General features: G+C 67.0%; 12 protein-coding genes and 1 pseudogene. 5 read left to right on the forward strand and 8 right to left on the reverse strand.

The annotated features are described in order from the left end of the window. The first annotated feature begins 7 nt into the window (after nucleotides 1-7). From JI742_RS11555 to JI742_RS11565, 3 genes are read left to right on the forward strand one after another with little or no spacing between them, the layout of a single operon-like run. Nucleotides 8-4,165: a UvrD-helicase domain-containing protein gene (locus JI742_RS11555; RefSeq protein WP_201827026.1), complete on the forward strand. Its 4,158-nt coding sequence runs from the start codon at nucleotides 8-10 to the stop codon at nucleotides 4,163-4,165. Further along, the gene (locus tag JI742_RS11560) at nucleotides 4,162-6,492 is read left to right on the forward strand and encodes an AAA family ATPase (RefSeq protein ID WP_201827028.1); all 2,331 of its coding nucleotides are present in this window, start codon (nucleotides 4,162-4,164) and stop codon (nucleotides 6,490-6,492) included. The genes JI742_RS11555 and JI742_RS11560 overlap by 4 nt, the downstream gene beginning before the upstream one ends. A gap of 54 nt (nucleotides 6,493-6,546) precedes the next feature. Next, nucleotides 6,547-7,032: an SRPBCC domain-containing protein gene (locus JI742_RS11565; RefSeq protein ID WP_201827030.1), complete on the forward strand. Its 486-nt coding sequence runs from the start codon at nucleotides 6,547-6,549 to the stop codon at nucleotides 7,030-7,032. Nucleotides 7,033-7,102: 70 nt separating this feature from the next. Here JI742_RS11565 and JI742_RS11570 read toward each other — a convergent pair whose 3' ends face one another. After that, complete coding sequence (locus tag JI742_RS11570) at nucleotides 7,103-7,624, reverse strand: DUF2726 domain-containing protein (RefSeq protein WP_236677012.1); 522 nt, start codon at nucleotides 7,622-7,624, stop codon at nucleotides 7,103-7,105. A gap of 334 nt (nucleotides 7,625-7,958) precedes the next feature. Here JI742_RS11570 and JI742_RS11575 point away from each other — a divergent pair, with 334 nt between their 5' ends. Then, a complete protein-coding gene (locus JI742_RS11575; RefSeq protein ID WP_201827033.1) occupies nucleotides 7,959-8,762 on the forward strand; it encodes a DUF1223 domain-containing protein in 804 nt (267 codons plus the stop codon). 82 nt (nucleotides 8,763-8,844) lie between these two features. On the opposite strand, the gene JI742_RS11580 is transcribed toward JI742_RS11575, so the two are convergent. From JI742_RS11580 to JI742_RS14150, 4 genes are all read right to left on the reverse strand, one after another. Continuing rightward, entirely contained in the window at nucleotides 8,845-10,008 is a 1,164-nt protein-coding gene (locus JI742_RS11580) for a hypothetical protein (protein WP_201827035.1), read from the reverse strand. Continuing rightward, nucleotides 10,001-10,594, reverse strand: coding sequence for a protein-tyrosine phosphatase family protein (locus tag JI742_RS11585; RefSeq protein WP_201827037.1), 594 nt, complete (start codon nucleotides 10,592-10,594; stop codon nucleotides 10,001-10,003). The genes JI742_RS11580 and JI742_RS11585 overlap by 8 nt, the downstream gene beginning before the upstream one ends. Before the next feature lie 314 nt (nucleotides 10,595-10,908). Next, the gene (locus JI742_RS11590) at nucleotides 10,909-11,502 is read right to left on the reverse strand and encodes an ankyrin repeat domain-containing protein (RefSeq protein ID WP_201827039.1); all 594 of its coding nucleotides are present in this window, start codon (nucleotides 11,500-11,502) and stop codon (nucleotides 10,909-10,911) included. Between the two features lie 316 nt (nucleotides 11,503-11,818). Further along, complete coding sequence (locus JI742_RS14150; RefSeq protein ID WP_201827041.1) at nucleotides 11,819-12,325, reverse strand: topoisomerase DNA-binding C4 zinc finger domain-containing protein; 507 nt, start codon at nucleotides 12,323-12,325, stop codon at nucleotides 11,819-11,821. A gap of 398 nt (nucleotides 12,326-12,723) precedes the next feature. Here JI742_RS14150 and JI742_RS11600 point away from each other — a divergent pair. Then, nucleotides 12,724-13,764, forward strand: a pseudogene (locus JI742_RS11600) (IS110 family RNA-guided transposase). Nucleotides 13,765-14,113: 349 nt separating this feature from the next. Here JI742_RS11600 and JI742_RS11605 read toward each other — a convergent pair. From JI742_RS11605 to bioB, 3 genes are all read right to left on the reverse strand, one after another. Beyond that, entirely contained in the window at nucleotides 14,114-16,588 is a 2,475-nt protein-coding gene (locus tag JI742_RS11605) for a tetratricopeptide repeat protein (RefSeq protein WP_201827043.1), read from the reverse strand. 163 nt (nucleotides 16,589-16,751) lie between these two features. Beyond that, on the reverse strand, nucleotides 16,752-17,825 hold the full coding sequence (locus tag JI742_RS11610; RefSeq protein WP_201827044.1) for a hypothetical protein: 1,074 nt from the start codon (nucleotides 17,823-17,825) through the stop codon (nucleotides 16,752-16,754). A gap of 1,223 nt (nucleotides 17,826-19,048) precedes the next feature. Further along, complete coding sequence (bioB, locus tag JI742_RS11615) at nucleotides 19,049-20,092, reverse strand: biotin synthase BioB (RefSeq protein ID WP_201827046.1); 1,044 nt, start codon at nucleotides 20,090-20,092, stop codon at nucleotides 19,049-19,051. Nucleotides 20,093-20,126: the final 34 nt, after the last annotated feature.

Below are 20,126 nucleotides of genomic sequence, written 5' to 3' on the forward strand. Positions count from 1 at the left end.
TGATCCCATGAGCGCCCCCCTGCTCGACCCCCTGCGCCTGCCGCTGCGCGGCAGCCGGCTCATCGAAGCCAGCGCCGGCACCGGCAAAACCTACACCCTGGCCGCCCTGGTGCTGCGTCTGGTGCTGGGCCATGGCGGCGAGGCCGGGCCGCCCCGACCGCTGCTGCCGCCGGAGATCCTCGTCCTCACCTACACCGAGGCCGCGACCGAGGAGCTGCGCGAGCGCATCCGCGCCCGCCTGCACGAAGCCAGCGAGGCGTTCACCGCCCTGGCCGATGCCCAGGCCCGCGGCGAACCGCCGCCCGCGCTGGACGAGCCCCTGCTGCGCGCCCTGCGCGAAGACCTGCCGCCCGCCGACTGGCCCGCCGCCGCCCAGCGCCTGCGCCTGGCCTGCGCCTGGATGGACGAAGCCGCCATCCACACCCTGCACGGCTGGTGCACCCGCGTGCTGCGTGAGCATGCCTTCGACAGCGGCAGCCTCTTCGCCCTGACCGTGGACCCCGAGCCCGAGCGCGTGCAGGCCGAGGCCCTGCGCGACTGGTGGCGCCTGCATGCCCGGCCCCTGCCCCTGCCGCTGGCCCGCCGCCTGGCCGCCTGGTGGCCCACGCCCGAGGCCCTGGGCCGGGCCCTGGCCCCGCTGCGCATGCAGCCCGAAGCCCTGGGCCCCGGGCTGCCGCCCCAAGCCGCGCTGGCCGAGGCGGACCGCGCCCGCCGCACCACCCTGGCCCGCCTGCGCCAGCCCTGGCGCGCGCCGGCCCTGGGCGGCGAGGGCTGGGCGGACACGCTGCTGGGCGCGCTGAATGCCGCGGTGGCGGCCAAGCAGCTCAGGATGGACAGGCGCGCCACCTGGGTCGAGGCCCTGCGCTGCTGGGCGGAGACGCCGGACACGGTCGAGGACGGCACCGATGAAGAGCGGGCTGGCGTCCTCGTCCCCGACGAGGACGGCGCAGCCGACCTGCCGGCCGGTGAACGGCCGCGCCTGCGCATAGAAACCGCCTGGCCCGCCCTCGAAGCCTTCGCCCAGGCCCGCATGGCCGAAGGCGACCCCCACCCGCTCTGGCCCGCCCTGGCCGGCCTGCGCGCCGCGCTGGACGCCCTGCCCGACGGCCGCGACGCCATCCTGGCCCAGGCCCTGCGCTGGACCCTGGACCAGGCCGAGGCCGAACGCCAGCGCCGCGCGCTGCTCGATTTCGACGGCCTGCTGCGGCGCCTGGATGCCGCGCTGCAAGGCCCGCGCGGCCCCGCCCTGGCCGCGCGGCTGCGGGCGCAGCACCCGGTCGCGCTGATCGACGAATTCCAGGACACCGACCCGGTGCAGCTCCGCATCGTCGACGCGATCTACGGCCTGGCCGCCGACGCGCAGGACCGCGCCCTGCTGATGATCGGCGACCCCAAGCAGGCCATCTATGCCTTCCGCGGCGCCGACCTGCCGACCTATCTGCAAGCGCGCCGCGCCACCGCCGGCCGCCACGCCACCCTGGGCACCAACTTCCGCAGCACCCCGGGCATGGTGGCTGCGGTCAACACCGTCTTCGCGCAGGCCGAGGCCCGGCCCGGCGGCGCCTTCGGCCTGGGCGAGGCCCTGCCCTTCACCCCCGTGGCCGCCCTGGGCCGGCGCGAACGCTGGTGGACGGCCGAGGCCGCCGCGCCCGCGCCGCTCACCGTCTGGACCCTGCCGGCCGAGGGCGGCAAGCCGCTGGGCGATGGCCTGGCCCGCGAGCGCCTGGCCGCCGGCTGCGCGGCCGAGATCGCCCGCCTGCTGGCCGAGGGCGCCGCCGGCCGCGCCGGCTTCGTGCCGGGCGCTGCGGCCGAGGCCCTGCCCGCCGCCCCGCCCCCGGGCCTGCGGCCGCTGCGGCCCGGCGACGTGGCCGTGCTGGTCAACACCGGCACCGAGGCGCAGGCCGTGCGCAGCGCACTCGATGCCCTGGGCGTGCGCAGCGTCTACCTGTCCGACCGCGGCTCGGTCTTCGACAGCCCGCAGGCCGGCGTGCTGCAACGCTGGCTGCAAGCCGCGGCCACGCCCGAGGACGGCGCCGCGCTGCGCGCCGCCCTGGCCACCGCGCCGCTGGGCCTGGACTGGGCCACGCTGGAAGCGCTCAGCCTGGACGAAGCCGCCTGGGAAGCCGAACTCGCCCGCTTCCAGGCCCTGCAGGCGCGCTGGCGCCGCCACGGCGTGCTGCCCATGCTGCACCGGCTGATGCAGGACTTCGGCGTCGCGCCGCGCCTGCTGGCCGGCGGCGACGAACGCGGCCTGACCGACCTGATGCATCTGGCCGAACTGCTGCAGGGCGCCGAAGCCACGCTCGACGGCCCGGCCGCGCTGATCCGCTGGCTGGGCCGCCAGCGCGAGGCGCCGCGCGGCGATGCCGACGCGCGTCGCCTGCGGCTGGAAAGCGATGCCGACCGGGTGCAGGTCGTCACCGTGCACAAGTCCAAGGGCCTGGAGTACCCGCTGGTCTTCCTGCCCTTCGCCGCCTTCTTCAAGGCCGAGAAGCGCCATGGCGCGCAGCCCCTGCGCTGGCACGATGCCGAGGGCCGGCTGCGGGCCAGCACCCAGCCCGACGCCGCCGCCCGTGCGACGGCCGAGGCCGAGCGCGTGCAGGAGGACCTGCGCAAGCTCTACGTCGCCCTGACCCGCGCGCGCCATGCCACCTGGCTGGGCGTGGCGCCGCTCAAGACGCTGCGGCGCAGCGCGCTGGGCCACCTGCTGGTGGGCGGCGGGGCGGCCGGGGGCGGATCGGCTGGCGACGTGGACGAGGAGGAGGACGCCGACCGCAGCGAAGCGCTGCTGGGCCCGGCCCTGGATGCGGCCCTGGGCGCCTGGACGGCGGCCTGCCCGTCCATCGTCTGCGCGCCCTTGCCCGAAGCGGCCGAGGCGCACCGTGCCGCGCCGCCCGCCCCGCCCCGCCTGCGGCCGGCCCCGCCGCTGCCGCAGCCGCGGCGGCGCTGGTGGATCGCCAGCTACTCGGCCCTGCGCCATGCGGCGCAGGCCGCGCCGGCGACGCGCACGCTGGACCTGCTGCCCGAGCCCGCCCGCGAACCCTTGCCGCCCGAGGCGCCCAGCAGCGCCAGCGCCGCCACCTATGCCGAAGGCCCGGACCGCCCGGTCGCAGCCGCGACGCCGGGGCTGCTGCCCTGGTCGGATGAGGCGCAGCCGGCCCGCCCGCTGTCGCCGCGCGGGCCGGACGAAGCGCGAGCCGCCGGCTCGCTGCCGCCGCGCGGGATCACGGCCGATCTGTTCGCGGGGCTGGACGCGACGCCGGCCGCCCCTGCGCCCGCTTCCGCCGCAGCCGCAGCCACCACCACCACCGCTTCCACCCCTGCCGGCCCACCCGCAGCCCCGCCCACCCCCGGCCGCCTGCACACCCTGGCCCGCGGCGCTGCCCCCGGCACCTTCCTGCACAGCCTGCTGGAATGGGCCGGCCAGCGCGGTTTCGCCCGGCTGGCGGCTGATCCCGCCCTGCAGGCCGAGGCGCGCACCTGGCTGGCGCCGCGCGCCGCGCGCTTCGGCGATGCGGCCCTGGCCGACACGCTGCACGCCTGGCTGCTGGACTGGCTGCGCACGCCGCTGCCGCTGGGACCGGGCCGGGGGGCGGTGGCGCCGCAGGCCTTCGGCAGCAGCGCGGTCGAGCTGGAGTTCTGGTTCGCCGCCACGGCAGTGGACGCCGCCGCGCTGGACCGGCTCGTCAGCACCCAGGTCTTCCCCGGCGCGCCCCGCCCGGCCCTGGCGCCGCAGGCGCTGGACGGCATGCTCAAGGGCTTCATCGACCTGGTCTTCGAGTATGACGGCCGCTGGTATGTGGCCGACCACAAGTCCAATGCCCTGGGCGAGGACGAGTCCGCCTACGGCCCGGCCGCGCTGCAGGCCGCCGCGCTGGACAGCCGCTACGAGCTGCAAGCCCTGCTCTACCTGCTGGCCCTGCACCGCCTGCTGCGCATCCGCAAGCCGGGCTATGACTACGAGCGCGATGTGGGCGGTGCGCTGGTCCTCTTCCTGCGCGGCCATGCGGCGCCCGGCGGCGGGGTGCTCGCGATCCAGCCGCCGCGGGTGCTGATTGAGGCCCTGGATGCGCTGTTCGCCGGCCGGCCGGGCGAGCCGGTGGCAGCCGCCGCCCCAGACGGCCCCCCGGCCCCTGCGCCTGCCCCCCGTCCCCCCGCCGCATGAGCCCCGACGACACCGACCGCCCCATGCTGCTGGCGCCGCCGCCGGCCGCCCATGCCACGCTGCTGGCCGAGCTGGACCGCTGGGTGGCCGAGGGCTGGCTGCGCGCGCTCGACCGCCAGTTCGCCGCCTTCCTGGCCGCCCGGCAGCCGGACGCGCATCCGCACGCCATCCTGGCCGCCGCGCTGGCCAGCCACCAGCTCGGCCGCGGCCATGCCTGCCTGGACCTGGACGCCACCCTGGCCGATGCCGGCACTGCCCTGGCCCTGCCGCCTGATGGTCGGCCGCGCCGTCCGCCCGCGGCCGGCTTCCGCGCCGCCGCGGCGGCCATCGATGCAGCCCCGGCCCGGCCGCCGATGCGCCCGGCGCAACTCCTGGCCGGCCTCAGCAGCGCCGCCTGGGATGCCGCTCTGGCCCATCCCGCCCTGCTCAGCGACCTGACGCCCGCCGGCCCCGGCCAGCCCGCGCCGGCCGACCCGGGCGACACGCCGCTGGTGCGCGTCGGCCCGCGGCTCTACCTGCGGCGCTGCTGGCGGCAGGAGCAGACCCTGCGCGCTGCCCTGGCCGCGCGGCTGGATCCGGTGCCCGAGGCGGAATCCCCCGCCGGCCGCGCCGCGCTGGCCCGCGCGCTGGACGTGCTCTTCCCGCCCGCCGCCGCCGCGCCGGACGCCGGCCCGCCGCCCCCCGACGGCCAGAAGCGCGCCTGCGCCCTGGCCGCGCGGCGCCGCTTCGCGCTCATCACCGGCGGCCCCGGCACGGGCAAGACCACCACCGTGCTGCGCCTGCTGGTGGCGCTGCAGCATCTGGCGCTGTCGGCCGGGCCGCAGGCGCGGCCCTTGCGCATCCGCCTCGCCGCGCCCACCGGCAAGGCCGCGGCGCGGCTGGGCGAATCGATTGCCGGCGCGGTGGCCCGCCTGCCGCTGGACGGCCTGCCCGAGGCCGAGCGCCTGCGCGCCGCCGTGCCCACCGAGGTGCTGACCGTGCACCGCCTGCTCGGCGCCCGGCCCGACACCCGCGCCTTCCGCCACGACGCCCGCCACCCCCTGCCGCTGGACGCGCTGGTGGTGGACGAAGCCTCGATGCTCGACCTGGAAACCGCCGCCGCCCTGGTCGAGGCCCTGCCGCCCGGCGCGCGGCTGATCCTGCTGGGCGACAAGGACCAGCTCGCCTCGGTGGAAGCCGGCGCCGTGCTCGGCGACCTGGCCCTGCGCGCCGACGAAGAGGCCTACGACGCCGACACCCGCGCCTGGCTGCACGCCGTGGCCGGCGAGCCCGCCGCAGCTTGGGCAAGCCCGCCCGCCGCGGCCCGGCCCGCGCCGGCCGCGGGTGCGGTGGCTGCCCCCCTGCCTGCCGCAGCGTCGCCTGCCGCTGGTCCTGGTCCTGCCCCGGGCCCCATCCCGGAGCCGGCCCCCACCGCCCCGCGCCGCCTGGACCAGGCCGTGGCCCTGCTTCGCACCAGCCACCGCTTCCAGGCCGGCGGCACCATCGGCCGCCTGGCCGAGACCGTGCGCCGCGGCGATCGCGCGGCCCTGCAGGCCCAGCTCGACACGCCCGGCCCCGGCCTGCGCGTGCTAGAGCTGGACCGCGAAGCCCCGCTGCGCCGCCTGCTGCTGGGCCGCGACGACGCCGACCGCCTCGTCGATCCGCAGGCCCCCGGCGCCTGGCTGGCCCGCCTGCCGGCCGAGGAGCCGCCGCCCGGCGCCCCGCCCGAGGCCCGCGCTGCCTGGGCGCGCGAGCTGCTGGAGGCGATGGCTGGCTTCCAACTGCTGGCTGCGCTGCGCAGCGGACCGCAGGGCATCGAGACCCTGAACGAGCGCATCGAGGCCCTGCTGCGCGCCGAAGGCCTGCTCGGCCCGGCGGCGGGCGGCTGGTACCTGGGCCGGCCCGTTATGGTCACCCGCAACGACCCCGAGCTGGGCCTGATGAACGGCGACCTCGGCCTGACCCTGAGCAGCGCGCCCGATCCCGCCACCGGCCGCCCCGGCGGCCTGCGCGTCGTCGTGCCCGCGCCCGAGGCGCCGGGCGGCGTGCGCTGGCTGCATCCCGGCCGACTGCGCGCGGTGGAAACCGTCTTCGCCATGACGGTGCACAAGGCCCAGGGCTCCGAATTCCGCCACGCCGCCCTGCTGCTGCCCGCCCGCCCCAGCCCCGTGCTGGGCCGCGAACTGGTCTACACCGGCCTCACCCGCGCCCGCGAACGGCTGACCCTGCTGCTGCCCCCCGGTGGCCGCGCCACCCTGCTGGACGCCCTGGGCCGGCGCGTGCAGCGGGCGAGCGGTTTGGCGGAGGGGTGGGATCCGGCGTCCGACGGGCAGGCAAGCGGCCCTTGACCCGGCGCGGGCCGCACGCGAGGCTTGCCAGCCTCACCGCCCCCGGAGCCCGCCATGCCCGACACCCCCGCCCCCGGCAGCCTCACCCTGCACCGCATGCTGCGCGCGCCGGCCGAGCGCATCTACCGCGCCTGGACCGACCCGCAGGCCCTGATGAAGTGGATGCCGCCGCACGGCTTCATTGGCATCGTGCATGCGGTCGACACCCGGCCCGGCGGCGCCTTCCGCATGGGCTTCACCCAGCTCGGCAGCGGCGAGGTGCACACCTGGCAGGGCCGCTACCTGGAGCTGGTGCCGGGCGAGCGCATCGTCACCGAGGAAGTGTTCGAGCGCCCCGACCTGCCCGGCACCCTGCGCACCGAAGTCAGCCTGCGCCCCACCCCCAGCGGCACCGAACTGCGCGTGACGCAGAGCGGCCTGCCCGCCGCGCTGACGCCGGAATCCTGCATGCTGGGCTGGCAGGACTCGCTGCAACTGCTGGCCTTGTTGGTGGAGGGGGCGGAGATGCCGCCGGCCGCTGAGCCAACCCCTCCGGCTTGAGCCGGGGCGGGGTGCGCGGCGTTCTGGGCAGCCGACGGGCGCGCGGCAGCCATCGACCACCCCCAGCCCGTCACCCCGCCGCCCGCCGCCTGGATGGGGCCGCGCCCTCCACAGGCGGGCTCGGCAGCACGGCCGCGCGGATCTCGTCCTCAGACGGCAGATCGCCCACGGTCCAGCGGATCAGCCGCAGCCCGGCGCTGGCGGCAGCGCGGGACTTGCGACGATCCGCCTCGACCCGGGCGGGCGCCTGATGGCTGGCGTCATCCAGCTCGATGGCCGCCAGCACGCTGGCATCCGGCCGGCAGATCACGAAGTCGAAGCTCAGGCGGTTGATGCGGTTCTGCCAGGCCTGGAAGTTCGCCCCCTTGTTCACCCCCAGCACCCGCGACACCTGCATCTGCGCCAGCACCAGATGCTGCGGCAGCGCCGCCACCAGACGATGAAAGAGCACCTGCTCCGGCCGGCTGAGCGGGCGCTTCAGGTGGTAGGGCCAGGGCTCATCCTCGCCCCTGCGCCGAACCCGCAAGGCCAGCCCGGCCAGCACCGCCAGGGCCAGCAGGCCCACCGCAAGCATTTCGAACACACGATCCATCGCAGGCCCCTGAGCTGGTTCCGCCTTGCGCCACCCCGGCACAAACGCGCCGGCATGGTGGGCTGGCCGCCCGGGGCCTGGGGATCCCTCAGGCGGGGGCTTGAATGGCGGCGCGGCAACGCCGCCTGGCGGCAGAGCCCGCGGCCATGCCCCGGTGAACTTGCCTGACCCATGGGCATTTCCGCCGCAGCCGCGCCAGGCAAGCGCCCCCGTCATCCCCCGCGTAAGCCCCCCGCCCCCCGGCCGACCCACCGCCACACGCCGGCGCCCCGCCGGCCGGGAGCCCGCCATGCCGCATCGCCCTGCCCAGTCACGCCCTGCCCCTCGCCCGCTGATGGATCGGGTCAAGCCCTGGGGGCTGGCGCTGTCCGCCCTGGCGGCCGGCCCGCTGGCTGCGCAAACCGCCCCGCCGCTTGCGGGGGCGGGCGCGGCGCCCGCCACCTGCCCGGGCCGGGCCGAGGCGCCGGAACGCGCGCCGCAGGTGCTGGAGCTCTACACCTCCGAAGGCTGTAGCTCCTGCCCGCCGGCCGACCGCTGGCTGGCCCAGTTCAGCGGGCGCAGCGACGTGCTGCCGCTCGCCTTCCACGTCACCTACTGGGACCGCCTAGGCTGGCCCGATCGCTACGCCGACCCGCTGCACACCCAGCGCCAGACGGAAGTGCGCGACCGCCTCGGCGCCCGCCAGCTCTACACCCCCCAGACCGTGCTGGAAGGCCGCGATTGGCGCGGCTGGTGGCAAGGCCAGGCCCTGCCGCGCCCTGCCACCACCGCCGCCCCGCTGGCCCTGAGCCTGAGCGGCCGCGGCAAGGCTGTCGACGTTGAACTGCACCCCCGCCCCGGCGCCCCCCTGCCCGCGCGGCTGCAAGCCTTCTGGGCTGTCAGCGAAGACGGCCACAGCACCCAAGTGAAAGCCGGCGAGAACGAAGGCAGCCTGCTGCGCCACGCCGCCGTGGTGCGCGGCTACACCCCCATCCCGCCCCAGCTGCTGGCGCCGCTGCACGCCGGCCAGCCGCTGCGCCTGAGCTACACCCCGCCGCCCGCCAGCCCCGGCGCGGGCGCGCGGCGGGTGGTGATGGTGGTGGCGGATGGAGAGAGCGGGCGGACGGTGCAGGCGGGGGTGTTGGCCTGCGGGGGCTGAGGCGCTGCGGCCGGCTGCAACGCCAGCCGCAGCGCCTCAGTACGCATACAACTACGAGCGAGAAGGCTTGCCCCTGCATGCCTCAGCGCAGCAGCCGCGGCTCAGCCCCGCCCAGTTCCAGCATCAAGCCGCCCGTGGCGCGCACCACCGGCAGAATCTCCTCCAGCGATAGGTGCTGTTGCAACTCGCGGGCGTTCAGCACCACGTCCATGTCGCGCGCAAGGCAGGGTTGCACCTCGCGAATTGCCCATTGGATGGAATCCCAGATCAAGGGCGGCGGGTTACCGAAAACCCCACCACCGATCATCGTCAACACCACCTTGGGCCTCTGCAGCACCGCCCCGGCCAGCAGCGTGCCCAGGTAGGCCGCACGCAGCAGCAATGTGCAGATCGGGAGGTGAGCTTCTTCCTCCCCCGCGCTATAGAGCCCACCCGCGAAGGTGGAGGCGAACACCTGCGCGATCCTCGGCGCATTCGGAAGCACCGCGCCGTCCCAGTCGTGGCCCAGCAGCACCGGCAGACCGTCGTGCACCCCAACGCAAATGTTCTCGAACCCCCTCTCTATCGCCGCGATGAATGCATCGCGGTCGTGCACGCCATGTGAGGTGAGGTAGCCGCTGCGCACCTCCGCCACCCCAGGCGCACAAACCTCCCCGAGAAAATTAAGCTGCGGCCCATCCGTGCGCTGCGTGAAACGCCCACCCGCGCCGTCCGGCGCCGCGTAATGCCGCAGGAGCGCCCCCGGGTAGGCCGAGATTGAAGCCCGCGGCCCCTGCGTGGGGTCACTCAGGTAGCACGACACCGGCGTCACATAGGGGCCGGGCGACTCGAGGCCGTTGAACTGCGAAGCGACCTGGAACAGCGTGCCCGGCCCGGCCGTGGCCTGCAGACTGCCTATGTCCGTAAGCGGCGAAACCCCGTCCAGCACCCACAGCCGCAACCGCCCACTCCCCGCGCCAGCCGCACGGTCGGCAAGCGCACGCCGGCGCAGCGCACCCAGCGCCATCGGCTCAAACCGGCCAGCGGGCAAGCCCCCCGCTGCCTCGGACAGCCGAGCGCTTCCATCGGCTTCGAAGCGGAAGGCTGTTTGCGGATCGGAGCTCACCACCGCCTCCGCCCGCGCAACCTGGCGGCGATCCCCACCCCCCACCGAGGCGCGCAGCATCGCCGCCTGAACGGCCAGCTCCTCGCGGAAAACCACCCACTGGTTGGGCTCCCCGGTCTGCTGTAACAGCGAATCAATCATCCAGACCTCCTGCGGGTAGAACATCGGGGCGCCAGTCCCGCACAAAGCGCTCCTGCCCGCCCTCAAAGGGAAAGTGATGCTTGGGGAGCCCCGCGCGCCAAGCCAACAGCTTATCGATGGCCTGCTGCGCCGACATACCCCGCTGCACAAGATGACAGGCCACCACCGTGCCTGTACGGCCGTGACCACCCCAGCAATGAACGTAGGTAGGCACCCCCTCCCGAAGACCGGATTCAATCGTCGACAAGATCCTGCGCAGCATCTCCGGCTGCGGCGGGTGTGCGTCCCGGAGCGGGCCGTTCAGCCAACTGATCGGCCTGGCTTGCTGAGATGCCAGTGCCTGAAGCCGCGGCAAATAGGGCTCAAACGGTCGCCCACCGTAGTCGATTTCATCCGGCTCCATCAGGCTAATCACCCTCCGGATGCCACAGTCCAACAGCCCGCGCAACTTTGCGTCTCGCGTGGCCGCGTCCGGCGCACCCGGATAAGCCCCGACACACAACAGGCCGGGATAAACCCAAAAACTTTGCGCGAAGGGTTTAATGGGAGCTGCTTCGGCGAGCCCGTAGTGGTCGATAGGGAGCAACTCAGACCTCAAACTTCATTCAATTGGGGGAGGGGGGGTGACGAAAGACGTGGTTTGGCGTCAAAGGCCAGCGACGACAGCACGACTCCAAAACAAATGGAACTACGCGATCCTTCGGGCAGCGCATCCCGAACCACTGCCGCATCAAATACATGATCTGCAACGCCTTGACCTGACAACACCCACCCCCCGGAGATACAAAAGATAACAGCACTACTTACTTACGCCGCTACTGATGACCCACAGATTGCACGTAGATTCGCGCATTACACAATACATCATACACGCCACCGAGATGCGCGAACCCATCAAACTCAAAAAATTGGCGCACCATCCATACCCCGAGGGGGATCGTACGACCCATGGAATCCCACAAGCACCCGACCAATGCGGTCGGTATAGTATGTTGAATTTTTCGGTATCGTAATAATATGCTCGTAATACAGCACGAGCAGGTCATGCGGAGCTTTAAGTTTTACCGCTTCTAACCATTGGAAACTACATGGAAGCACATCCGGATCTGCGGGCGCGGGAGGCGCATTGGAAATCTCCCTGAGCCATGCCGCCAAGGTCTCGTGCTGCATCCTTGATGCAACATCTGCGGGAGTTTCATTTTTGTAATTTTTAGCATGCAAATCTGCGCCAAGGCCAGCCAAAATTTCGCAGGCTTGCTTTTTTCCGAAAAATGCTGCCTGATGCAAGAATGTATATTTTGATGGTCTTTTTCTAAAACGGCTACAGCGTCGCGCAACTGCGGGCGAGTTGGCCCATATCTCAACAATGCGCTCCCAGTCGCCCTTTTTCGCAAAACTATATAAACGATCGATTACCACGTTAAGCTCAAGGCCTCTTGGTACCGCTTCGCTTTGCGTCATGTGTTGCTTATCAGTTATAGCGATGGGCTGCATATGGCTTTTCATTAAGTTACCGAAAGTGTCGCGTCGGACATGCGCTAGCATTCAGCACTTGAAGCAAACTAAGTTTAGGCCGCGGCGCGCTACATTATACTAGCTGCCGAGCAAGGCCTCCATACATCGCTAGGAAGATCCCGGCAGCCGCCAGAGGTCCACCAAAATGACCCATGCCGACCGGCAGCTTAACCGATACTTATAGGTGCGACTCGGACAAATCACCGAGATGTGTCTTGATCACTGAGTCGGGGAAGTAAAGATGATCGGGCGGGCAAGGGCGAAGCTCCCAGGCGCTCCGCTTGAACGAGGGGCCTCACCCATCATCCTGGCCTTTCACCTCTTGACTAGAGGCCACGTTCACGACTCCACGGCACCGAGGGAATCGCTTACAGCCGTAAAACTTCTGCCCCTGACGCGCACCTCGCAATGCAGTCCGCAGCACCGTCGGACCTTTGCACTTCGGACACACAATTTTTCCGCCCACAGGAATCTTTCGCACCCGTTCTGGCCTAGGTCTCGGTGGCCGAGAAGGTGGCGGCGGGGGAACGCGACCGATTTCACTTGTTCGGTTCTGCGGATCGGGCATGGGCACTTTCGTACTACTGAGATGTCCAGCGGCACGCCAGCCGAGATAGACTGCTCCTGGAACACCAATGGCCCATGCAATGAAGGCTAACTTCTCCGATCCCGTGTACTTGCTGTTCCACCCATGTTTGCAGTTTCCGTGAGTACATGCTCTGCGCACCTCGTTATTGAGATGAACACATCCACCAACATAGGCGGCACAGAGAAACGCAGCAAGAATGACTTTGATATTCATTGTGTAGTGCGCGTCGAACGCTTTGGCAGTACAAGCCAAAGAGCTCGGCAATCTTCAGGCTGAGACACTGCGAAATGGCATCGCAGGGTGTAGCGGCACCCAATGTGCAGAAGCCGGGGAAGGGGCTTGGCCTGTGAGACCTAACGTTCGAGCTAACCGGCCCGCGGAGGCAGGCAGAGTAAGGCCGGGCTGAGATGATGCATTATGTGCCTCAGCCCGGCCTTACGCTGCCTGCCGCTCCGCTTGACCGAATACGAAGGGACTTCCCCAGTCCTATGACGGTATCGAGGTACCAAGATTGACCTGTTGCGGAAGTTCAATCTGAACGGAAAGGGGAAGTCATGGCGGAGATTACACGCAGCGCGGTGGCGCGGGTAGGGGTGGACCTGTCCTAGCGGGTGCTTCAGGTGCACGCGGTGGACCGCAGTGACCGGCTGGTGGTGGCCAAGCCAATGTCGTCGGAATGATTCTTCGCCTGGTGTGCCGAGTTGCCAGCGGGCTGCCTGGTGGCGACGGAAACCTGCGGCGGCGCGCACCATGTGGCCCGCCGTTTGCGCTTGCTGGGTCTGGATGCGCGCCTGATCGCCGGCCACTTCGTCACGCCATACCGCATGGCCGGGCGCAGCGGCAAGAACGATGCGAACGACGCAGCCGCCATCTGCGAGGCGGCCGGTCGGCCCCACATGCGCTTCGTGCCGGTGAAGACCGCCGAGCAACAGGGGCAACTTGCTGTGCACCGGTTGCGCGAGGGCTTCAAGGAGGAGCGCACCGCCCTCATCAACCGCATCCGCGGCCTGCTCGCCGAATTCGGCCTGATGTTCCCGCAAAGCCCCGAGGCACTGCGCAAGGTGCTGGCCGAGGTCATCGAAGACGCGGCCAACGAGCTGCCCGGCGTGGCCCGCCTGGCGCTGCAGCGCGCGCACCTGCACTGGATCGGCATCGACCTGCAAATGGCCTGGTGCGACGAGCGCATCGCCAGCCATGTGCGCTTCGATGATCGCGCCAAGGCCGCCGCCAGCTTGCAGGGCATCGGCCCCGTCACCGCGTCGGCCCTGATCGCCAGCGTGGGCGACTTCAGCCAGTTCGACAGCGCTCGCCAGTTCGGCGCCTGGCTCGGCCTCGTCCCCAGCCAGAACTCCACCGGCGGCAAGGCCAGCCTGGGCCGCATCACCAAGCGCGGCGACGACTACCTGCGCACCCTGTTGATCCAGGGCGCCAAGTCTGCGGTGATGGGCGCCGGCAAACGCAGCGACCGCATCAGCCTGTGGCTGGTGCAGCTCAAAGAGCGCGTGGACTGGCAAAAGGCCGTCGTGGCACTGGCCAACAAGAACGCCCGCATCTTGTGGGCCGTGCTCACACGTGGCGCGGCGTTCAACCCTGACCACATGCCCGAGCCGCCTGCGGCGCGCTGCTGCCTCAAAGCCCAGCCGGCCAGCTGAGCCCGAACACACAAGACCCGATTCCTCACCCGGACGTGCGCTCGAAGATGCCCACCACAGGTCAGACCGGCAGCAGGTGAACTCGGTAACCCTCATGTGCCCACAGCACGTCGAGTGAATGGAGCCCTGCTGAGCGGTTCGTATCTGGGGCCTCGGTGAACCCCACCGACACAAGCCCGCCTGTAGATGTGCAGTCTGTCCTTCCACGGTGGCGCCTTCGATCACCACGTCCTGCTGTTCACGCGAAAGGAAACCGGCCTTGGAAGAAGAACACTGATCACCGTTGACTCAGCGGGAAGTCCCTGTAGAGGGTTAGGCATCAGCGAACTAAGGGGCGAGGTCCCTGTGTCTAGCCCCCTTGTGGCGAATTCTCGGCAGTAACCTCGCGACGATTGATCATCAGTGTTAAAGAGCGAATGAGAGAAACATACTTCTCGGCTTCGCGCCTGTTCTTTTGTGCATAGAAGTCTGCCGCAACAGGCAGACGCAAAGAAGTGTCGACAAGGGCGGTTGCCTCCTTGAGCAGTTTGGCAGAGCGCTTGCCGTACGGTTCTAGTCGGGCCGCGTGATACCGGGCGATACCCTTTCTTAGCAGGCACAGCGATTCCTGCTTGCCCTGCTTCATCGCGTTGTCCATGGCGATATCACCGCCCGAAATGTCGCCTACTTGGTACTTGACCAACCCAAGAGTCAGCCACGCATCAGCGCTCTGCGGGTCGAGTTCGGTCGCCTTTCTAGCGAACGGCAACGCAAGTTCAGCTTTACCGAGATTTCGCAGCAAGAAGGAAGCAATGCGTTCGCGAAGCGCGGCATTCAGTGGCTCTTCTATTACAGCTAGGTCGAAGTTTTCCCTTGCCGCTCCGTAGTCCCGTCGAATGATGGCGAGTTTGGCCGCGCGAGCGTATTCGCTGCGATAAGCGTCGGCAACCCTGTCTGTCCGATAATTGCGATCAACCTCCCAACGTTCCGCGGCCAACTTGTCGACCTTGAAAGCGATGTTGTCGAATCGCTCAGCGTCTGCTTGCGCGGCGCGTCGCTTCTTTTGCCTAAAGAACTCCTTCGCAAGGTCAACAATTTCCAGGTCATATATCTCGCCGCGATCGGTGATTGTGGCGAAATAGGTTTCGCCCAAACTCGATTGAAATTCAGAGTGACTAACACCTATCTCGCGGCATGCATCGCCTACTGACTTTGAGTCCGGTGGCGTTGCTAGAGAAGACAAGACGATGAAGACCTCTTGAACCATCTTGTTCATTCTCAGCCAAGCGTCTTCATACAAAAACTCTAGGAGTTCGTCGCTTGTCTTCTTGAGTATCTGATCTAGGCCCTCCTGCACGCCTGAGGAGGAGCGTGCGATGTAGCGCACAAGTGTGTCAATGAGGAGCGGCTTGTACATTAGCTGTTCGCAAGCCCTTCGCAGCCTTGGTTCGCTCGACTGCATGACGGATTGGGCGCTATATTCCGTCCCCAGCTTACGAATCAGCGTAAGGGCCTCTTCTTCCGACAGCTGACTAACCGGCACGGGCTCAGCTGCCAAAAGTTCGCGCCTGCGCGAGGTTATCACCACGCGGCCGATTCTCTTGGCTACGCGCGATATAAATTCCGCAAGTTCCTCGGCGTCAGATGTTGATGTGGCCAGGGTTTCAGTATTGTCGATAATTAACAGCACATCGTTGCGGGTAAATCCCTCCTTTGAGAGTTCCGTTCCCACCTTCTCGATTAATGCTCGGCCTTCCAGCTTGTACCAGTCTTTCCCTAGAACAGGATGGAGGCAGTACATCAACTCTCTGACACTGTCCTCCATAGCATCAGATATTCCCTTGAAGTGAACCAACCCCTCTTCAGTCCACTTCGTCTTCTTTGCGGTATAGAAGTTTATGACTGAAGGGATTGGAACACTCTCGTCTTCGAAGCCATCATCGATAATCCTGTTGAAAAATTCTAGGACCAGCGTCGTCTTACCGAATCCGCCATCGCCAAACACTAGACAAGTTCTTGAATCGACAATGTCACTCAGCCAATCTCCGAGCTTGTCAAGTTCCCTCTTTCTTCCCACAAAAGTCGAGGTCTGGCGCACTGGTATATTGTTCAAGACTAGCCTTGAACCGTTGCCGTACGCAACTTCAGACCACCGAAATCTGTCGTTGGGACGATACTCAGTTGAGAATAGGTTTGTGGGACTTAGGTCAATCGTAATGTCGCGCGCGTCAGACCAGGACAAGATCTGGCCTTGCACTTTCCACACACCGTTTCGAGAAAACACTTTCGCTATAACAATTGCTGCCCCCTCAACGACTAGAGGAGCTGTCAATGGCACTGCGATGTCACCGACCTTGGCAACCAGCCCTGAATTGCTTTGCTGTGGAAGAACGTCATTGGCAGACTCTAGAAGCCGTTGGATGAGGTCGCTGGTGCGCTTGGCCCAAAGGCTTGTTGTCGGTGAATCGAGAACCCCGTGGCCGGGGCGCTTGTTGCGGAATTCGACCCACTCAGTTAGAGCCTCTACGAGGGTCTTTTGGTCCTCACCAATTCGTTCGTACCACCCCTTCATAAACCCGCGAAAGACCAAGCTTCTGATCCTCGGAACGAGGCTGTCAAGGACTTCTAATGGCAACCCATCGGATGGTTGGCTGAAGCGATCTATGAACTGATTGAGGTTCGAGTCGTCATCAACGACGGGGGTCGCTTGAAGCGTGACCTCCAAAGCGGAAATCGCGAGGGCTTGCAGCAGCGAGCGAAGAACCGATGATAGGTAGCTCAGCGCCTCGGCGTCGGAGCCGTGGCTGCGGGCAATCTCTAACTGGCGAGCGTAGATTTCGAGCAACTTGGGCTCCTCATTATCTGGATGCACTGTACCGCGGCCTGGAGTGCGAGGCTGTGAATTCAACAATTCCGCCAACGACTGGCATTTCTCTGATGCCTAACGCCCGCCTCCAGCCGACGTCCCCGCGAAGCGGGGACGTCGGCTGGAACGCTTTGTTCGGCTTCTATTGGATAGAAATTTCGGACCCTAATTTTTTCAAGGTGCTAAATATTTTCTTAGTTTGAGCATCCAATTTCGATTTATTTGAAAAATCTTTGGCGTGTGAGCAATACATACACGGTGGAGCGCCAGCAGAACAAGGGCCAAATGCCGGCGGTGCTTTGTCTATTGCCCCGAAGTCAATGCACCTAGCAGTCCTGTTGAATTTCTCAACCGCCTCAAATTTGTGCATTAACTTTTCGTTGGCTTCTCTGCAGGCGGCTGCACCTTTCTTGCAGGACTCATCACGCGCATCCATATTCTTCTTCAGAGCCTCGTAGTTCTTCTTCGCTTGCTCGGCTTTCTTTCGATCATCCTCGGCTTTTCTTTCCTTTTCTTTTCTATCAGCTTCGTCTTGGGCATTTTTCGCTTTTTCTTCCGCCAACCTTGCTGACTCCGTATAGCCGTTGTAAAGACTGAGCTGTTCGTCTCTGTAGTGTTCTTCGACATCGGTAGGAGTGACGGATCGCGTGGTTATTGACCCGTCAGGATTGCGAGTCGCGATATACGTGATATCGCGGTGGCTGTACTTGCTTTGACCTGGAGGGCTGGGGTCGTCCGGCACAGTAATCGCGTCATAGCCGTAGCCGTAGATCGGGCGCAAAACATCAGATTTTGTAGAGCCATGCTTTGCTGACGAGACGAGCAGATCTCTAAGGAAGTTAATATTGTCATTCGCTTGTTTTCCGGGCGAGTCATCTTTCTTTAACGGTTTGTCGGCTAGGACCACTACAGAGGCGTATTTCGCTTCTGGATTTTCTTTTAATGCCGCGTCTAAGCGTTGCTTTGCCAGAATGGTTGCTTTTTCACGTCTTTCATTCTGCTCTTTCAATTCAAATATATTCTTTAGCCCTTGATCGTCCAAAGCAGAGATTCCAGCCCCACTTTTCGTCGCCGCTACTTTTTCAGCAGGATCGTGCTTCTCCGCAGGCATCTGTTCTGGTTTATCCGGCACCAAGATGATCCCATCGTTTGAAGTAGCAATATTTGGCAGCATCAATGCCAACAAAATAAACGTGACATTACTCAATCTATTCATGTTTCTCTCTCCGAATAACATTCAGGTGCGGTTATCTAGTTTGAAGCCGAACGTAATAGCTCACTGGCAGCCGCAGGCTGTCCAGTGCAGCGGCATGTTCTACGTGCTTGGTTGCGGGCCAGCCCGCCAGCCTCACTGTTCAGATTCAACAGATCCCCACTGGCCGTCAATTGATGCTGTCAGGGTCACGCTGCGTTGATGGCTTGACCGCTCAAGCTCGCTTGTGCGTGCATGCCTGCAACGCAGCGCAAGCTAGCAGATTTTTGGCGCTGTATAAACCTGCCCACATCTGCAAATTCCTTGCCGGAGTGTGCCGAGCAACCATGCTCGAAGAACGTACTTTAGGCATCAGAGTAGCACTCGCCACATGACGCCGAATGTTCAAGACACCTAGAGCCTACCGCGACCTGCTTGTCAGGTGTAAGGGCCACACAACCCCTTCTTGCGAGGGCTTGCAACGGCGCGTTATGCGGCCCAACAGCAAGGCGGCAGCGACACACTCGCCGGCTCGGGTGCATGCGCCTCCCGACGTCCCCCAACGCCCAAGGTAAGCGGCGCCGGAGCACCGGAGGTACGGAGCGCACCAACACTGACCGTAAATTGCCCAAGGCATGGCCAGTGTTGGCGTCTGCTTGACCGATCAGTTAGGCCAAACAGTGTTTTCGAAGTAGTTAGCTTTTACCTCCGTTGCCGGCAGGCGCATTGCTGCGGCCACCGCCAGATGGGTTGCCCGTGCCGCTAGGCCATCCGCCACCACTTCCCTGCCCACGGCCACCACCGCCACCACCTGTTGAACCCCCACCTTTGCCGCCGCCACTGCCTTGCGAACCACCTCCGCGACCGCCGCCACTATTTCCACCCTTGCTCATACAAGTCTCCTTGCCGGCTGATTGATTGAAGAGCTACTAGCCGGCGCTCATAGCGCTTCGTATCTATTTGGCGTAACTTGCTCAAGGCATAACAGCAGCACTTGCCACATGACGCCGAATGTTCATCACAGCTTGAGCCTACCGTGACCTGCTTCACAGCGAAAGGGAACACCTCCCCCTTCTTGCGAGGGCTTGTACCGGCGCGTCAGGCGGCCCGACGGCAAGGCTGCAGCGACACACCCGTCCAACACGATACATGCGCCCAACGACGGACACCCCCCAAAGCAAAACGCCGCGGCACAAGCCGCGGCGTTTTGCTTCCCCCGTCCGCATCCCGCAGGCAAGGTCAGCCGCTCACGCGCCTTCCGCCCGCAAGCCCAGCCGCGCAAACAGCGCCTCGTCCCGCGCCACCTCGGGGTTCCCCGTGGTCAGCAGCGTTTCCCCGTAGAAGACGGAGTTGGCGCCAGCCAGGAAGCACAGAGCCTGGGTGGCGTCGTCCATTTGCTGGCGGCCGGCGGAGAGGCGCACATAGGCCTTGGGCATCGTGATGCGGGCCACGGCGATCGTGCGGACGAATTCCAGCGGATCGAGTTTCTCGGTGCCGGCCAGGGGGGTGCCTTCCACTTGCACCAGCTCGTTGATGGGCACGGATTCGGGCTGGGGGTCGAGATTGGCCAGCTCGGCGATGAGGCCGGCGCGTTCGCGGCGGGATTCGCCCATGCCGACGATGCCGCCGCAGCACACATTCATGCCGGCGTCGCGCACCCGCGCCAGGGTGGCCAGGCGTTCGGCCTGGTCGCGGGTGGTGATGATGCGGCCGTAGGCCTCGGGGGCGGTGTCGAGGTTGTGGTTGTAGTAATCCAGGCCGGCGTCCTTGAGGGCATGGGCCTGCGGCTCGGTCAGCATGCCCAGGGTGCAGCAGGCTTCCAGGCCGAGGCTTTTCACCTCGCGGATGAGTTCGCTGACTTTTTCGATGTCGCGGTCCTTGGGCTCGCGCCAGGCGGCGCCCATGCAGAAGCGGGTGGCGCCCACGTCCTTGGCGGCCTGGGCGGCGGCGCGCACTTGCTCGACGGACATGAGCTTGGTGGCTTCCACGCCGGTGTCGTAACGGGCGGCCTGGGGGCAGTAGCCGCAGTCTTCGGGGCAGCCGCCGGTCTTGATGGACAGCAGGGTGGAGCGCTGGACGGCGTTGGCGTCGAAATGCTCGCGGTGGACTTGCTGGGCGCGCCAGAGCAGGTCGTTGAAGGGCAGTTCGAAGAGGGCTTCCACCGCCTCGACGGGCCAGCGGCCGGGCTGGCTGGCGTGGGGGGTGCCGGCGGCCTGCGGGCGGTGCAGGGTGACGGGGTGGGCGGCGGCGGGGGCCGAGCAGGCGGAGGTCGGGGCGTCGGTCAGGCTCATCGCGTCAGCGTCGTTCGAAGGCAGGCTGGGATTG

The sequence above is a fragment of the Piscinibacter lacus genome, assembly GCF_016735685.1.
Classification (GTDB): Bacteria; Pseudomonadota; Gammaproteobacteria; order Burkholderiales; family Burkholderiaceae_C; genus Aquariibacter; species Aquariibacter lacus.

Excerpts from the sequence above, each read along its gene's own strand:
- JI742_RS11570 (WP_236677012.1), bottom strand. The coding sequence starts at position 7,624 with ATGGATCGTGTGTTCGAAATGCTTGCGGTGGGCCTGCTGGCCCTGGCG.
- JI742_RS14150 (WP_201827041.1), bottom strand. The coding sequence starts at position 12,325 with ATGAATATCAAAGTCATTCTTGCTGCGTTTCTCTGTGCCGCCTATGTT.
- JI742_RS11590 (WP_201827039.1), bottom strand. The coding sequence starts at position 11,502 with ATGCAGCCCATCGCTATAACTGATAAGCAACACATGACGCAAAGCGAA.
- JI742_RS11560 (WP_201827028.1), top strand. The coding sequence starts at position 4,162 with ATGAGCCCCGACGACACCGACCGCCCCATGCTGCTGGCGCCGCCGCCG.
- JI742_RS11610 (WP_201827044.1), bottom strand. The coding sequence starts at position 17,825 with ATGAATAGATTGAGTAATGTCACGTTTATTTTGTTGGCATTGATGCTG.
- JI742_RS11575 (WP_201827033.1), top strand. The coding sequence starts at position 7,959 with ATGGATCGGGTCAAGCCCTGGGGGCTGGCGCTGTCCGCCCTGGCGGCC.
- JI742_RS11565 (WP_201827030.1), top strand. The coding sequence starts at position 6,547 with ATGCCCGACACCCCCGCCCCCGGCAGCCTCACCCTGCACCGCATGCTG.
- bioB (WP_201827046.1), bottom strand. The coding sequence starts at position 20,092 with ATGAGCCTGACCGACGCCCCGACCTCCGCCTGCTCGGCCCCCGCCGCC.
- JI742_RS11580 (WP_201827035.1), bottom strand. The coding sequence starts at position 10,008 with ATGATTGATTCGCTGTTACAGCAGACCGGGGAGCCCAACCAGTGGGTG.
- JI742_RS11555 (WP_201827026.1), top strand. The coding sequence starts at position 8 with ATGAGCGCCCCCCTGCTCGACCCCCTGCGCCTGCCGCTGCGCGGCAGC.